This window comes from Alteromonas genovensis (assembly GCF_010500895.1).
In the GTDB taxonomy this organism is placed as follows: Bacteria; Pseudomonadota; Gammaproteobacteria; order Enterobacterales; family Alteromonadaceae; genus Alteromonas; species Alteromonas genovensis.
In genome coordinates, this window is sequence record NZ_JAAAWO010000006.1 from 194,331 (window position 1) to 210,083 (window position 15,753).

Below are 15,753 nucleotides of genomic sequence, written 5' to 3' on the forward strand. Positions count from 1 at the left end.
TAACATTTATTTTTCCTTCTTCGAACATTGATAAATTGAGAGCATTGATATATTATTTTGGGTAAACGTTTAACCTTTTGTGTATAGCGCACGCATTATTTGCCGCTTAGGCTTAGTGACCTGCCCACAAAACGCATTTTTATAGAGAGCGACTATGGCAAGCCCATTCGACCCGTCAGATGATCCACACCGCAGATTCAACCCCCTATTGGGTGAGTGGGTTTTGGTATCGCCGCATCGCGCGAAACGACCATGGCAAGGGCAGTCGGACGAGCCTAATAATGAGCAGAAACCGTCCTACGATCCAACCTGCTATTTATGCCCGGGCAATACCCGTGTTAACGGCGAGGTAAACCCTGATTACGCTGGCACTTTTGTTTTTGAAAACGACTTTGCTGCGCTCAAGAAAGACACAGTGGTGTTGAGCGAGAAAAAAGGGCTTTTTCAGTTCGAAACCGAACAGGGCTGTAGCCGAGTTATTTGTTTCTCTCCCGATCACAGTAAAACCCTTCCAGAATTGACAGACCAAGAGCGTGCAGATGTTGTGGCGTGCTGGAAATCACAGACAGAAGAGTTAGGTGAGCAATATCAATGGGTTCAGGTATTTGAGAACAAGGGCGCGATGATGGGTTGCTCTAACCCTCATCCTCACGGACAAGTTTGGGCGCAACAGCATGTGCCGACAGATCCGGCTAAAAAGCTTGTACAATTACGTGCTTATTACAACGAACACAAACGTCCTTTGTTGTTAGACTACGCTGAGCAAGAAGTTGCAAAGCAAGAGCGCGTTGTATGTCAAAACGATGACTGGATAGTAGTAGTACCGTATTGGGCGGCATGGCCGTTTGAAACATTGTTACTGCCTCGCTTTGATGTAACAGCACTGCACAAATTAACCGACGAACAATCGTTTTCTCTAGCGCAAATTATTGGCGATATAACCGCGCGCTATGACAATTTGTTTGAAACGTCATTTCCATATTCTATGGGCTGGCATAGCGCACCATTTGATAAACAAGCACATCCTGAATGGACGTTACACGCGCATTTCTTCCCGCCACTGCTTCGCTCTGCGAGTGTACGTAAGTTCATGGTTGGGTATGAAATGATGGCCGAGGCCCAGCGCGACTTAACCCCAGAACAAGCCGCAGATAGATTGAAGGCACTTTCCAGCGTGCACTATAAAAAACATGGGAATACGAATGGATAACCAAATACTCTCTTCAGCGTTTGAAGAAAGCTTTGCAGAAGAACCGACACTGATAGCTCACGCACCAGGTCGCGTAAATTTAATTGGCGAGCATACCGACTACAACGGCGGCTTCGTATTTCCTGCGGCAATTAATTTTGGCACCTGGGTAGCTGCATCAAAGCGAAGCGATAACAACATTGTTGTCACCGCAATGGACTATGAGAATCAGCAAAATACGTTCAGCCTTGATGATATTGACTATGATGATGAGCAAGGTTGGGCAAACTATGTGCGCGGTGTGGTTAAAGTACTTAAGCAAGACTTTCCCGCATTTGGTGGCGCCAATCTATTAGTTACGGGTAATGTACCTCAAGGTGCCGGCTTAAGTTCTTCCGCGTCATTTGAAGTGGCAGTACTAAAAGCAATGAGTGCCCTATATCAGTTGCCTCTTGATGGCGTTAAAGCCGCACTTCTTGGTCAGAAAGCGGAAAATACCTTCGTGGGCTGTTCATGCGGCATTATGGACCAGCTTATCTCGGCAATGGGGAATGAAGGTAAAGCGATGTTGCTTGATTGTCAGTCGCTGTCAATTGAACACTCACCGCTGCCTGACAGCCATCAAATTATCATCATAAACTCAAACGTGAAGCGCGGCTTGGTAGACAGTGAATACAACCTTCGCCGTCAGCAGTGCGAGCAGGGAGCCTCATTACTCGGCGTGCCCTCATTGCGCGAAGCTGATATTGATATGCTTGAAGCTGCAAAGCCACATATGCCCGAGGTGGTATACCGCAGAGCTAAACATATTATTACCGAAAACAAGCGAACCTTGTCAGCAAGCAATGCGTTAAAAGTCGGTGACATTGAAACGGTGAGTAAGGCCATGGCCGAATCTCATGTGTCTATGCGAGACGATTTTGAAATAACGGTGCCCCCAATTGATTATCTTGTCACCATCATTGATGAGTTACTTGGGGTTACGGGCGGTGTGCGTATGACAGGTGGCGGTTTTGGAGGATGTGTTGTTGCACTCGTTCCAACAGATACTGTTGATGCTGTGAAACAATTAGTGGCTGATAAGTACTTTGATGAGACGAATTATCACGCTGATATTTACGTATGCACTGCCACACAGGGGGCCTTTGCATAAATTATTTCCCCCATCTTTGGCCGCTTATTTGTGTCCCTTAGCCGCATCATTGGATAGCGGCTTTTTTTTGCCTGCGGTAACACGCCACGATTACGCACATTTTACGTCTCGCTGAGTGGGTAATTATCTATGCGCACTGGTATAAAATGTGATAAACATGATATTACTGACTTCAAATAAGCGTAACAAAAACAACAATGAAGAGCTTTTCACCTGCGTTTTAAAGGCCACCGAGCTTTAGTTCTAAAGGTCTTATGAAACATGTCACGTTGCGCTTTACTTATCATTGTATTGAAATATCGTGGGTAAACTATGAAATTAGCATCACTAGATATCACCGTGTTTGTGATATACGTCATCGCGCTTATTGGTATAGCCTGGTGGGTGTCGCGGGAAAAAAAGGGGCATGAGAAAGATACCAACGATTACTTCCTAGCGGGCTCCAGTTTACCTTGGTGGGCAATTGGCGCGTCTCTTATTGCTGCCAACATATCCGCAGAACAAATAATAGGAATGTCGGGCTCGGGCTACCAAATAGGGCTAGCTATTGCTTCTTACGAATGGATGGCGGCCATCACGTTAATTATAGTGGGTAAGTATTTTCTACCTATATTTTTAAAACACAAAATATATACCATGCCTCAATTTTTGGAGCAGCGATACGATCACCGCGTTCGTAAAGTAATGGCGGTATTTTGGCTGGGCGTCTATGTGTTTGTTAACCTCACTGCCGTGTTGTGGCTAGGCGCATTAGCCATCAACACTATTGCCGGTGTCGACATGATGTACGGCATGATATTTTTAGGGTTATTTTCGCTGGCCTATTCGCTATATGGCGGACTAAAAGCAGTGGCGCTTACCGATATTATTCAGGTAGTGTTGTTAGTGCTTGGCGGGTTATTCCTTTCTTATACCGCGCTTAATCTTATCAGCGGTGGAAATGGGCCAATTCAAGGCTTTGTTGATTTAACTCAGCAGCTGCCGGGTAAGTTCGACATGATATTATCAAAAGATAACCCGCACTATATGGACCTTCCTGGTATTTCCGTACTCGTAGGCGGTATGTGGATCATGAACCTGTCTTACTGGGGCTTTAATCAGTACATTATCCAAAGAACCTTGGCTGCTAAGAGCCTTCAAGAAGCGCAAAAAGGCATTGCTTTCGCGGCATTTTTAAAGCTTTTGATGCCGTTAATTGTTGTGTTGCCAGGTATTGCCGCTGTGCTGCTGGTGCCCGATTTAGCAAAACCCGATCAGGCTTATCCTAGTCTTATGACGCTTATGCCTGTTGGTTTGAAGGGGATTATCTTTGCGGCCCTTGTTGCGGCTATTGTGTCGTCCCTTGCGTCTATGACAAACAGCGTATCGACTATTTTTACGATGGACATTTACAAAGACAAACGCCCTAATGAGTCCCAGCAACATTATGTCAAAGTAGGACGCACGGTAAGTTTGGTCGCGTTAATTATTGCTATGGTTGCTGCTAAGCCACTATTAGGTAATTTCGACCAAGCCTTTCAATATATTCAAGAGTTCACCGGGTTCTTCACGCCAGGTATTTGTGCTCTCTTCATTTTAGGTATGTTTTGGAAACACACTACGGCTAATGGCGGGCTGCTTGCGGCACTGGGCTCATTTATTTTAAGCATTGTGTTTAGGCAGTTTTGGCCCGAGCTTCCGTTTATTGACCGAGTAGGTATTGTATTTTTACTGTGCGTAGCGGTGGCTGTCATCGTTTCTCTTATGGAGAAAAAAGGCGTACACGAAAATGCCGTAGAGCTCTCTGATGTGCAGTTTAATACCACTAAAGGGTTTAATATCGCGGCTATTGCAGTGGTATTCATACTTATCGCTTTTTACAGCGCGTGGTGGTAACGGGTTAAGTTTTCGCAGACTCTTTTTTTAACGAACCTTTTTGAAGAGCCTTGTTGAAAAGCGCACTGCTACAAAGAGGCTAGTTAAACTGAGCGAAAGTTCAGAAGACGGAAATGAGAAACTTTGATAGCGTTTATTTGTTAATAAATGCATCGGCAAAAACTTCATTTTTCCCTGTAAAAATACGATATACTACAGGGCTCAAAACTATGAACTTTCGTGCTTGTTGCTGTCGAACTTTGATGAAATCGAAATAGCGGCGCTTTAAAATAAGCGTTGCTACGCAGCAAGCCAATAAACACGTTACAGGAGACATCAATGGCAACGAAAGGCGTGAACAAGGTAATTCTTGTAGGAAACCTTGGTAATGATCCTGAAGTAAGATACATGCCGAACGGAAACGCCGTTGCGAACCTGAGTCTTGCAACCAGCGAAAGCTGGAAAGACCAACAAGGGCAACCGCAAGAGCGTACAGAATGGCATAGACTCACTATGTATCGTCGCTTGGCTGAAATTGCTGGAGAATACCTGAAAAAAGGTTCGCAGATTTACGTAGAAGGTAAATTGCAAACCCGCAAATGGCAGGATCAGCAAGGCAATGACAAATACACCACAGAGATCATCGTAGACCAAATGCAAATGCTTGGCGGTCGTGGCGGTGAAGCTGGTGGTGGTAACGGCGGTTACCAACGTCAACAAAATAACCAAGGTGGCGGATACCAGAACCAGGGCGGTGGCTATAATCAAGCACCAGCTCAGGGCGGTCAGCAGCAAGGCGGCCAACAAGGTGGTTACAACCAAAACCAAGGCGGCGGTTTCAATCAAGCTGCTCCTCAAGGTGGTAATCAGCCTCAGCCTAAAACCCCGCCAATGGCAGAGCCAGACTTTGACTTTGACGACGATATTCCGTTCTAGCGTTTACCTGAGAACAATTTGTAAATAGATTCATTTAAGCCCTCTTTTTGAGGGCTTTTTTGTTTTCGTGAGATATTAATATAATAAAAAAGGAATTAATTTTGAAAATCGTAAAATTTATCTTGTTGTTCTCTCTGAGCTTTCCTACATGGGCTACTGATGAGTCAATGGTAGATATTTCTGTCGTAAAATCCAAAGATGGGAAATGGACATTAACGTATCAAACGCAGAAGCCTGTATTCCGGTTGAGTTTTGTTAGAAACCCTGACGATTCTCGGATTGAACGCTGGAAGCCTACAATTTCAGACTTTGAGATTGTCTCTACTGAAAATCAAGAATATTTGATTAGAAAGGATGGCTCTAGTTTTGCACAAGTCAGTTTACATTTAACGCCGACATATAAGCATCTCTCGAAAGACTATGCTCCATTCTCACCATATTCAGACGGTGGTGTACTAATTTACACCGGACGTTTATTTGCCTGTATTAATCAATGCCTTGATGAGGTCAACTCATGGCGCCTTTTTATGCAAGTACCTGAAGGCGAGCATATAATTGTAGCTGGTAATGTCTATAAAGGAGAGGCTAGTTGGATAGACAGTGATGACGGTATGAACATTTATGTAGGCTCTCAACAACCTATTGTTACGCAGAATGTTATAGCAGTAATTGATAGTGGTTTGCCTGAAAAAATAAAGCTGTCATTAGATTCTGATATTCCTAACTTGATGAATTACTTTGAGCAGAGGCTGGGAGAACTTGAAGGAGTAAAGCCGACATTATTTGCTTCTTATGCAAATATTGATGGGCACTCATCTCAAGGCGGTACGTTATCTAATCAAATATTTATGCACTGGAATCTAAATAATCTTAACGAAAAAGTGACAGATAATAAGTTTCTAAATAATACGATTTGGTTTTTTGCTCATGAAGTTGCTCACTTATATCAAAGAAGTAGTCAAGGTGAAACCTACGGGGAAAGACATGAATCTTGGCTTCATGAAGGACATGCAGATTGGTCGGCTACTCTAGCCTTATTGGAATTATATCCTGAAACAAGTGAATATGTAGCCAATAAAATCAATAGATTTAGAACTCACTGCGCAACAGGCTTAGACAACTTCCCTCTTGTTGAGGCGGCTGATAAAGGCCGCTTTGACTTATATTATACTTGTGGCTTACTCATTCATCAGGCTATCGACTTAAAATTGCGAGAAAAAGGTAAAAAAGATATTTACTCTTTATGGGTAGATTTTCGTAGGCAGGCCGAAAAAAGCGATGTAAAAAGAAGTGAAATATTTTTATCTCATGCTGAAAAGTGGACATCGAAAGATCTGGTGAATAGGATCAAAGAGGTAATTGGAACTAAACTTTCAAACCCTGATAAAACGCTAAACCATCTTGTAACTGATGAGTGACTGACTGTCTTTAGCTTCGCTCCAATAAGACTGGAAAAGGTTATACGTTTACCTTCTTGAGTCGTTCATTGTAGTTAATAAAAATAACTTAGTTGTAACAATTAATGTAAAAAATAGCGCCCTGCTTGCTTGTTGGTACCAATTAAGTAATATGACTATGCCTACTAATTAACAAGCTATTAGCAAACCATGAAAACGTTATCCCTACTTTGCAGCACAAGCGTTATGCTTGTTACTACTACATTCTCTGCGACTGCACTTTCTGCGCAAACTGTTTATAAAGATTTCCCTGCTGAAGTGATGCCCGAACTTAGCGAAAGTGGTGAGCTGTCGGTAGGGGTAAAAACAATTGAAGTTGCTTATCCCGAAGCGGCAATGACAATGTCAGGAGAGATGGTAAAACGTGAGTTAACCCTAGAGGTTTGGTATCCCGCATCTCAATCAACTGACTTAGCAGAGTCAAAATTAGCCGTATATAGCGATGAAACACGCAGCGGTAAGTCTTTTGAAATTCAAGCTGATGCCTATCGCGATGCGCCCATTATGGCGACGGACGAAAACTATCCTATCGTAGTTATCTCTCACGGTTATACCGGCTACCGTACACTGATGCATTATCTTGGCGAACACTTAGCTTCTCATGGATATGTGGTTGCTGCCATTGACCATACAGACTCAACAAACAAAGACGTTAATTTTGCAGAAAGTCCTTACAGTGGGTTTCCAAGCACGCTGTTAAATCGCTCACGAGATCAGGTGTTCACGCTTAATGCGGTGGCTCAACACAGCTTTTTTGCCGACGACGTTGACGAGACTCGCGCAGGAGTAATCGGTTACTCTATGGGTGGGTATGGCGCAATGAGTACTGTTGGGGGGTGTTACGCATTTAACGACACCACAGCTGCCACTTTTACCGGTACACAAGACCCTGCAACAGTTCAGTTGGTAAAAGCGGCCTTAAATACGTGCGCAGGTGGCAAGCCTTCAAATGATGACACATTACCCGCATGGAGAGCTGCCTTAGCGCTAGCGCCTTGGGGCGGGCAACAGCAGTTGTTTGATACAAAGTCCCTATCAAATATCGACGTACCTGTGCTGTTTGTTGCTGGTGATAACGACGATATTTCAGGCTACGATGGTATTCGTTGGTTGTTTGACAACACAGCGCATAAAGATACAAAGTTACTGACCATTAAAAACGCACGTCATAATGTCGCACCTCACCCGGCGCCTAAAGAAGCCTATGGCAGTGAGTTTGACTTGGGTAGCTATATAGAGCCCGCATGGGAAGAGCAAAAGCTTAATGCCATTAACGAACACTTTGCTTTAGCGCTCATGAACTGCCATGTAAAAGCCATGCCAGATTACTGTGCCTTTTTAGAGGTAACGGGCAGTAGTGACCAGGTACCAAGCGGCGGTGAAACGCCTGCGCCTTGGAAAGGTTTCGATAATCGCTGGGCGTTAGGGTTGCTTATGGAAGGAAAAGACGGAAAGTAATTCTGTTTTAAAATTTCTTTGTTAGAGAGTTTATTTGTTACCCGCGAAGGGGCTCGACTATGAGCCCCTTTTTTATGCGTTTCTTGTTCGTTTATTTCTCTTGCGAAACGGTAATACCAGTGCGCATAGATAATTCCCAAATCAGCGAGGCTTAAAATGTTCGTAATCGCGGACTGGTATAACTATTGTTACAACTCATTGCTGGAATATTGTTCAGCATAGGTTAATGTAAACAGAGCCAATATAAGCGTAAGCATCAACCTCATATCTAGCACACAATGCATTAAGTTTAGTGTGCAGTAACCATGGTGTGGCAGTGTCTCGACACCATTATTTCCCCAAAAGGAATTGCTATGAAATTGAATTATCCTGCATCGCAACTAGCACGCGCTGCCCTTTTAACAACCATGCTATCAATCACCCCATTGAGCACATCATTCGCAGCTGATAGCTCAGTATCAACGTCGTCTGAGAAAAGGGCAGAGCTTACCAAGCTAGAAATGTATGCCCGCCAAGGAGAGTGGGAGCGTGTTATTGATAAGCTGGAGGACGTGAAAGGAAAAAGTCCAGAGCAATATAATTTGCTGATTTCAGCACTCATGAATACAGATTTAGACGATGCCGAAGAAGTAGCTGAAGAGTTTATGGCAAGCTACAGCAAAGATTATCGTGCTTTTCATACCCATGCCAACGTAATGGGGGCACAAGCCTCAAACAGTATCTTTTCAGCTTTGGGTTATGCAAAAAAAGCCAAAAGCAGCTTAGAGCAAGCAATTGTTATCGCGCCTGACGAGATTGCGGTTTATCGCGCCCTAATGCAATTTCATTTAGTGGCTCCTTCCATTGCCGGTGGTGATATGGATGAAGCGAAAAGGTTGGCAGAAAAAATCGCCACAATTGATAGCGTAGAAGGCCAATTTGCTTTGGCTAGCTTCTATCTTAAAGACGATAATGAAGACCAAGCACGCGCTATTTACGACGCGCTTACACAGAATGAGGCCTCGGCCTTACGAGCTAACTTTGAATTAGGCAGTCATTATTTATCTGCTGAAAAATACAGCCACGCTTTTGAAGCGCTGTCGCCACTAATGGACATGTCGGTAGCCAGAGTAGAAAGCAAAGATTCGGCGCAATGGGACGAGTACGAACAGCGCGAAAGCAATTTGCTGTACGGAAAATACCGCCTTGGCCAAGTAGCGTTAAACAGCGACAAATTTACCAATACGGGCATTGCTGCATTAGAGCAGTATATTGATGGCTTCAATACAACGAATATCGATACAGCAGGCCTGCCAAGTGTAAATTGGGCTCAACTACGACTCGCAGAGCTGCGCTTAAATGCCAATGACATTGAGAAAGCGAAAACTACGCTGGCGCTTATCAATGGAAGCGAGGGCGAACGTTTTTCAAAAATTCTGAAAGCGTTAAAAAAGAAGATTAAAAAGCGGGCTTAAAGCCGTTTTATTCAAAACAGCCTGAACGCAGTAACTAGCACGTTCAGGCTGTTTGTTTTTTCGATTTACACCGCTTTCACTGAATAGATAAGCGCTGTTTCTGGGAAGAGCACGGGTAACTGCATGCCGTACTTCATCAGCACCTCACCGGTAAAAACCTTTCCTTCTAGCTGTTGTAAAATAGAGGGGGTGTACTCTTTAAGTACCCTAGGCCACACTCGTTCCACCGTATATTGCTTATTGGCATCTAGCCCAGCAAAGAAGAAGCGAGTAGGGGTAGTACGTCGGGTTTCTTGCACACTGTTATAAGCAAAAACACCCTCCTCTTTATTCTTAGACACATAACCAAACTTAACGTTTAGGCCATCATCATCCATGCGGAACAAGTCGCCGCTATGTGTGAGGGGACGTATGCGCTTATAGAGTGAAATGGCGTCGGTAAGTACGCTTTCTTCGTGCTCAGTTAGTTCACGAGGGTCCATTTCAATACCCATATGACCAAACATCGCCACAGCAGAACGAATTTCAATGGGTAAGTTTCTACCTGTAATATGGCAGTCACGTGGGCCTACATGGGCACCCATTACCTCTGAGGGGAAAAAGAATGAGCAGCCACGCTGAATGTAAAGTCGGTCTAAGGCGTCGTTTGAATCAGAGGTCCAAAAGCGGTCAGTATGAGGAAGTATGCCTAAGTCGATACGTCCACCGCCCGAGCAGCAGCTCTCAATTTCAAGCCCTGGGTGTGCGCCCTTTACGCGGTCGATAAGCGAATATAACGCTGTCATTTGGCCATGCATGGCAGGCTTGCCGTGCAGGTTGCCAGGATGATTAACGTCGCGGTTCATATCCCATTTAATGTAGCTAATTTTAGGGTAGGCGGCGAGTATGTCGGTTATCACCTTATACAGATATTCAACAACGTCCTTGTTGGTCAGGTCGAGTACATACTGATTTCTAAACGGTACGTGAGGATTGTTTTCACTTTGCAGTGCCCATTCAGGATGATTGCGATACAGGTCACTATCTGGGTTCACCATTTCAGGTTCAAACCAAATACCAAACTCCATTCCCAACCCCGTTACGTGGTCTATTAACCCGTCGAGCCCTTCTGGATAAATCTCTTCATCCACAAACCAGTCGCCAAGGCCTGCTTTATCATGACGTCGCCCCTTGAACCAGCCGTCATCAAGCACAAAACGCTCAATCCCTAACGGCGCCACCTTGTCAGCAAGGGCCTTTAGGGTTGCTTCGTCGTGGTCGAAATAAATGCCTTCCCACGTGTTGTAATGCACAGGGCGAGGCTTAGACTCAGCGCTGTGCTGCAAAATGTTGCTACGTATATATTGATGAAATTGCTGCGAAAGAGAGGAGAAACCATCACTGCCAAAGCCGGTGTACAAAACAGGGGTGGTATAGCTTTCACCTTCACCAAGTACGACTTCACCTGGGAACAATAATTCGCCAAACTGCACATAGCTTCTACCATCAGCCATAAGTTCTGCACGCAATTTGTGATTGGCTGATGCACCTAAGTGGTAGCCGTAGCATTCACCCTGCAATTCCCCCGTGCCTTGAGGGTAGGCAATTAAACCTGGGAAGGTGTCGTGGGAGGTTTTACCGCGGCGGTTTTCTCTCACGTAACTGCCAAAAAAGAGGTCGTGATCGCTAGTTTGAAATTCTGCTGACCATCTACCTTCAAAGGTTTTCATTTTATCCACCGTTGTGGGAAGCGGCAGGCTTGCAGCATTTAAATAGCTAAGATGAAGCGCTGTTTGCCCCGTATTCTCAACACGCGAGCAAAAGGACGCTACGGTAGTATTGGCGTCTAAACTCACCGTGGTAATTAGTCGCATGCCTCTGTGTTGGTCTTCGCCAACAAACTCTACTGACGTGCCGCTTTGTTTTGTTTCTACAAGGCTAAAGCCGGCAGACCATTGGTCTTTATCGCCAGACACTTCAAGGCCTGGTTGTCCGGTCCATCCTTCACCATGAGTAGGCACCAAGCTGATAGGAGGCTCGATAACCGGTGCACACTTGGCTTCTTGACGGGTGTTTAAAATACTGAGCATTTCAGGCGTTGTGGAATCGCTGAGAGGGGCGCCGTAATAGATGACTTTTGGCATACGGCCTTGGCAGTCAAAGATGAGCGTTGTGAACTCATTACATAATCTTACGAATGAAGGTGAAGACGACATATAAACCTCGGCGTTAAAAATAGGTTGAACACAGATGCTGGCGGATTAGCTATCCATTGTGCGAAAAAGAGAGCGAAATAGTACGTGGCAGTAACGTCAAGCCAGCGCAAAAAGTCTCTAGCAACAACAAAGCATAGTTAATGCATCGCTTGATAAACAAAAGAGGGTACGCAGCGTACCCTCTTAAAAGATACTTACAGAAAAGCTAGGCGTTTTTGTTTTCAACAGTGCCTTCTTCTTCAAAAGGGCTATCGCTATTTAGCGCCAGTGAAAATTCTGCTTTCTGTTTAAAGATGACCCTGTTCACAATGAGTGCGAATGACACGCAGCCTACAAGCGTTGCAAACATAAGGTGAATGTAATGCAAGCCAAATGGTGCATAAAAGGGCGATGCTTCAAAACTGACAAAGGCATAAAAAGAAACGCCAAAGGTCACAGCGCCAATAGCAGCAAACGCATGAACGTTTCTAAACAAGAGACCAACAATGAACACAGAAAGAATAGGCATACTTAATAGACCATAAAGTTTCTGTACTAGATTGATAATACTGTCGGCCTGCTGATAAACCGGTATCAGCGCTAATGAAATTAAACACAGTAATACAGTAACGTAACCGCTTAATTTAGGTACGTTAGGCGTTTTGTTAACGTAACTCTCATGAATATCGCACACATAAAGCGCAGTGGCTGAGTTCAGGTTACTGTTAAAGGTAGTCAGTACTGCCGCCGCCATTGCCGCAGCAAATACACCTGATAACCAGTCTGGCAACACGGTTGCTACAATTTTGCCGTAGGCACTATCGCCAATGTCGCCGAACAACTTGTAAGACACTATGCCAGGAATCACGATGATTGCAGGAACAATTAATAAACGAATGCCTGCTGCGGCAAATACACCTTTTTGCGCCTCTTTTAACGATGGCGCGGCCATCGCTCGTTGCGTAATTACCTGATTCGTACCCCAGTAAAACATCTGAATAAAAATCATGCCTGTTAGCAGGGTGTGCCACGGAATAGGGGAGTCATTGTCGCCGATAAGCGTAAGGCGCTCTTGTGGAATACCGTCGAAGTTGTAATCAATGGCTTGTAACGCGAGGATTAAAACAATTACCGCCATGGTAAGCAGCAGAACACCGGAATAAGTATCTGAAACGGCAACAGCTCTAAGGCCGCCAAAGATAGCATACAGTGCGCCAACAACCACAAAGATAACCGCGATATACATCAATGGTAGCTCTACATTAAACATTGATTGCATAAATAGGGAGCCAGAATAAATGACCGCTGGACAAAAGATAAGTGCGCTGCCGGCAAAAAATAATACGCTGATCACTGCTCGAATGTGCTTATCGTTATACCGAAGCTCTAGCAATTCGGTAGTCGTAGTACATTTAAACTTGTAGTAAACAGGAAGAAACACTTTTGCCAGTACAAATAAACCCACCACCGCAGAAAACTCCCAGAGTGAGAGAAGCGCCATTTGATTTCCGTTCATACCAACAAGTTGATCGGTACTTAAGTTTGTTAACGTAATACTGCCCGCTATGAAATACCAAGCTAAGCCGCCACCGGCAAGAAAGAACTCACGGTTTTGGTTTTGCGCATTTCTATTTTGTCCGCGACAACTCAAATACGTTAAAAAACCAATTAGCGCGGTAACGAACACAAAAACAGACACTTGAATCGTGCTGGAAAACATTCACGTACTCCTAGAAAAATTACGGTTTGCTAATCTCGAACTTCACATTGCTTATGAGGCGAGTAGGGAATTTTGTGTTGTGGAGCCTAATAACACGGTTTATTTGAAACACTGAGCCCAGAATATTAAATAGGACTGAGAGCACCCCTTTCTTATTGAGAGCAGAGAGCGTTTCTGGTGAGAGCTGTTGAAGCCGTTCTTCGTTAAGCATGGCTAGGCCGCCAACGCGCTGCTGAGTTTTATCTGCATATTCAATCAGTAAGTCGGTAGGTTGAATAAGCGCTAGCTCAGCAAGTTCGCCTAACAAGGATGCAGTTTGCTGCATTGCATCAACGCGCTCTTTAAGCAATTTTTGTTTATTATCTAAATAAGCAGTTGGACGACCACTTGATAAGAACAAGGCGTCTCCACTGTCTTTTCCAGTATTGCTTTTTGCCACTGCCGGTGAATCCATATCCAACAAGGTTTCGGGGGTAGTGGGGTCGCTTTCAAAACTCAAGGTAAAGGGCAAGGTACGCAAACTTAGCGGTGTAACATGCGCAAGCCATGTGCCTTGAGTTTCAAAAACGTTTTCTTTCGGCGCAAAGCCGCAAAGTGCCGAAATAGTCCAGCGCTGCTGATTACTCACTTTACTGAAAAAAAGTGGGTATTCACTGGAAGCTTGGACGGCTTCTTTAATTTCTACATTGACTAAGTGAAAGTTAGCAAATGTCTTGGCTAGCTTGCCTTCGTCGACACGAACATCGCTGTGTTTATCAGCAGTTAAAACTTCAAAATTTGGCATTCTTATTCTCTTTTAGCTAGCTAACCACTGCTCTATATAATCTCTATGATTCGGTAAGCTACTCAGTTTTTGCTGTGTTATTAGTTGATTCTGCTTCATGACTTTGTCAGCTAAGTCCCGTTCGGTATAGAAATGCGACTGCAGTGAGAAATCAGGTGAGAAGCCCATTCCATAAAGCACGTACTGGTAGCTTGCAGCGGGAAATAGTTCTATTGCTGCTGAAAAATCAGCAATTTGGGGCCCACGATACTTCCAAATTTCGAGATCTTCTTTCAACGAATCAGGAATTGACGCAATGTCTCGATTGGCTTGCCAGTAAGGCTCACTGCGTTGGTTGAAAATGTAGTGCAGCTTTAAAAAGTCGATGATACGCTGCCATCTGTACTGCATTTGCTTGTTAAAGCGCTGGCTAATTATCGGCATCGCTGAAGCTGGAGTCGGCATTTGCTCGGCAATATACCTCGCTGAGATCTCTATTAGCATAAGTGCTGTGGCTTCTAGAGGCTCAACAAAGCCAGCGGACAAACCTACACCGATACAGTTACCTTTCCAAATTCTCTTTTTATAACCTGAGTCAAACCGAATGACACGTGCATTCAGCTTGCCCTTTTCATCACCCACATAACGACGGAGTAACTCTTCAGCCCTCCCATCATCGGTAAAGTCAGTGGAGTAAACGTGACCCACGCCTCTTCGAGATGAGAGGCCAATATCCCATATCCATCCGGCTTCCTGAGCGGTAGCTTGCGTGTATGGCTTAATCTCAAAGTCATCTTCGTAAGGCACATGTAGCGCGATTGCAGAGTTGTTAAACAGTACATCGTTTACAGACACTACGGGCTCTTGAAGTGCTTCGCCTAGCAACATAGAGCGAAAACCAGAGCAATCTACGAAGAGGTCTGCATGAAGCGTACTGTTGTCATCCAGCGTAATATTTTCTATATGCTCTGACGAGGTCGCAGACACTTGCTCAACGGTGGCTACTTTGTGCTGTACGCCCAACTCTTCTTTGCAAAAAGACTTTAGCATGTCGGCAAATGCACCGGCGTCTAGGTGGTAGGCGTAGTTTGATTGGGCGCTACTGTATTCTTCTTCATTCAGCGTGCGCGGCGCCATATTCTGCTCGCATACGTGCTGCTGGAAGTTAGTAGTATTAGCAAAGTCGGCAATGTTATTAATATAAGGGGCCATTTCAACACGGCCATACCCTAGCGGTACGGTGAAGGGATGATAATAAAAGTCGCCATTACCCTTTACCCAGTTAACAAATTTGCCGCCTTGCTTAAATGCTGCAGAGCATCGCTTGAATACTTCTTTTTCTGACAACCCAATGTCTTTCAACGTATTTCGCATGGTAGGCCAAGTGCCTTCGCCAACGCCCACGGTAGGAATATCGCTAGACTCAACTAAGGTGATGTCTAAACCACACTGACCTTTCGCCACTTTGTGTTTTGCCGCAACAATGGCTGCAGTTAGCCAACCTGCAGTGCCACCGCCAACAATGACAATACGTTGTTTGGATGATGTGTTGGTCGAAGAATTCATGAGAAATTACTGCCAATTAGTTTTGCTAC

Annotated in this window: 11 protein-coding genes; 7 read left to right on the forward strand and 4 right to left on the reverse strand. The window is 44.6% G+C overall.

All coding sequences use genetic code 11. From position 1 onward, the window contains the following. Positions 1-154 precede the first annotated feature (154 nt). From GTQ48_RS10315 to GTQ48_RS10345, 7 genes are all read left to right on the forward strand, one after another. The gene (locus GTQ48_RS10315; protein ID WP_163106611.1) at positions 155-1,210 is read left to right on the forward strand and encodes a UDP-glucose--hexose-1-phosphate uridylyltransferase; all 1,056 of its coding nucleotides are present in this window, start codon (positions 155-157) and stop codon (positions 1,208-1,210) included. Beyond that, the gene (gene galK / locus GTQ48_RS10320) at positions 1,203-2,342 is read left to right on the forward strand and encodes a galactokinase (RefSeq protein ID WP_163106612.1); all 1,140 of its coding nucleotides are present in this window, start codon (positions 1,203-1,205) and stop codon (positions 2,340-2,342) included. Before GTQ48_RS10315 ends, galK begins: the two co-directional genes overlap by 8 nt. A gap of 312 nt (positions 2,343-2,654) precedes the next feature. Continuing rightward, positions 2,655-4,217, forward strand: coding sequence for a sodium/sugar symporter (locus GTQ48_RS10325; RefSeq protein WP_163106613.1), 1,563 nt, complete (start codon positions 2,655-2,657; stop codon positions 4,215-4,217). A gap of 318 nt (positions 4,218-4,535) precedes the next feature. Continuing rightward, complete coding sequence (locus GTQ48_RS10330) at positions 4,536-5,132, forward strand: single-stranded DNA-binding protein (RefSeq protein WP_163106614.1); 597 nt, start codon at positions 4,536-4,538, stop codon at positions 5,130-5,132. 101 nt (positions 5,133-5,233) lie between these two features. Continuing rightward, on the forward strand, positions 5,234-6,550 hold the full coding sequence (locus tag GTQ48_RS10335) for a hypothetical protein (RefSeq protein ID WP_163106615.1): 1,317 nt from the start codon (positions 5,234-5,236) through the stop codon (positions 6,548-6,550). A 189-nt stretch (positions 6,551-6,739) separates the two neighbouring features. Then, a complete protein-coding gene (locus GTQ48_RS10340) occupies positions 6,740-8,047 on the forward strand; it encodes an alpha/beta hydrolase family protein (protein ID WP_163106616.1) in 1,308 nt (435 codons plus the stop codon). Between the two features lie 353 nt (positions 8,048-8,400). Beyond that, the gene (locus GTQ48_RS10345) at positions 8,401-9,501 is read left to right on the forward strand and encodes a tetratricopeptide repeat protein (RefSeq protein WP_163106617.1); all 1,101 of its coding nucleotides are present in this window, start codon (positions 8,401-8,403) and stop codon (positions 9,499-9,501) included. A gap of 65 nt (positions 9,502-9,566) precedes the next feature. Here GTQ48_RS10345 and GTQ48_RS10350 read toward each other — a convergent pair whose 3' ends face one another. The 4 genes from GTQ48_RS10350 to GTQ48_RS10365 form a co-directional block, all read right to left on the reverse strand. Continuing rightward, positions 9,567-11,696 (reverse strand): alpha-galactosidase, encoded by a 2,130-nt coding sequence (locus GTQ48_RS10350; RefSeq protein WP_163106618.1) that lies wholly within the window; start codon positions 11,694-11,696, stop codon positions 9,567-9,569. Positions 11,697-11,901: 205 nt separating this feature from the next. Beyond that, positions 11,902-13,395 carry an SLC5 family protein gene (locus GTQ48_RS10355; RefSeq protein ID WP_163106619.1) on the reverse strand — a complete coding sequence of 498 codons (1,494 nt, stop codon included), beginning with the start codon at positions 13,393-13,395 and terminating at the stop codon, positions 11,902-11,904. A gap of 19 nt (positions 13,396-13,414) precedes the next feature. Then, positions 13,415-14,179, reverse strand: a complete 765-nt coding sequence (locus GTQ48_RS10360) for a SapC family protein (protein WP_163106620.1) — start codon at positions 14,177-14,179, stop codon at positions 13,415-13,417. A gap of 12 nt (positions 14,180-14,191) precedes the next feature. Next, positions 14,192-15,724 carry a tryptophan halogenase family protein gene (locus tag GTQ48_RS10365; protein ID WP_163106621.1) on the reverse strand — a complete coding sequence of 511 codons (1,533 nt, stop codon included), beginning with the start codon at positions 15,722-15,724 and terminating at the stop codon, positions 14,192-14,194. Between the last annotated feature and the right edge of the window lie 29 nt (positions 15,725-15,753).

Excerpts from the sequence above, each read along its gene's own strand:
- GTQ48_RS10315 (WP_163106611.1), top strand. The coding sequence starts at position 155 with ATGGCAAGCCCATTCGACCCGTCAGATGATCCACACCGCAGATTCAAC.
- galK (WP_163106612.1), top strand. The coding sequence starts at position 1,203 with ATGGATAACCAAATACTCTCTTCAGCGTTTGAAGAAAGCTTTGCAGAA.
- GTQ48_RS10325 (WP_163106613.1), top strand. The coding sequence starts at position 2,655 with ATGAAATTAGCATCACTAGATATCACCGTGTTTGTGATATACGTCATC.
- GTQ48_RS10330 (WP_163106614.1), top strand. The coding sequence starts at position 4,536 with ATGGCAACGAAAGGCGTGAACAAGGTAATTCTTGTAGGAAACCTTGGT.
- GTQ48_RS10340 (WP_163106616.1), top strand. The coding sequence starts at position 6,740 with ATGAAAACGTTATCCCTACTTTGCAGCACAAGCGTTATGCTTGTTACT.
- GTQ48_RS10345 (WP_163106617.1), top strand. The coding sequence starts at position 8,401 with ATGAAATTGAATTATCCTGCATCGCAACTAGCACGCGCTGCCCTTTTA.
- GTQ48_RS10350 (WP_163106618.1), bottom strand. The coding sequence starts at position 11,696 with ATGTCGTCTTCACCTTCATTCGTAAGATTATGTAATGAGTTCACAACG.
- GTQ48_RS10355 (WP_163106619.1), bottom strand. The coding sequence starts at position 13,395 with ATGTTTTCCAGCACGATTCAAGTGTCTGTTTTTGTGTTCGTTACCGCG.
- GTQ48_RS10360 (WP_163106620.1), bottom strand. The coding sequence starts at position 14,179 with ATGCCAAATTTTGAAGTTTTAACTGCTGATAAACACAGCGATGTTCGT.
- GTQ48_RS10365 (WP_163106621.1), bottom strand. The coding sequence starts at position 15,724 with ATGAATTCTTCGACCAACACATCATCCAAACAACGTATTGTCATTGTT.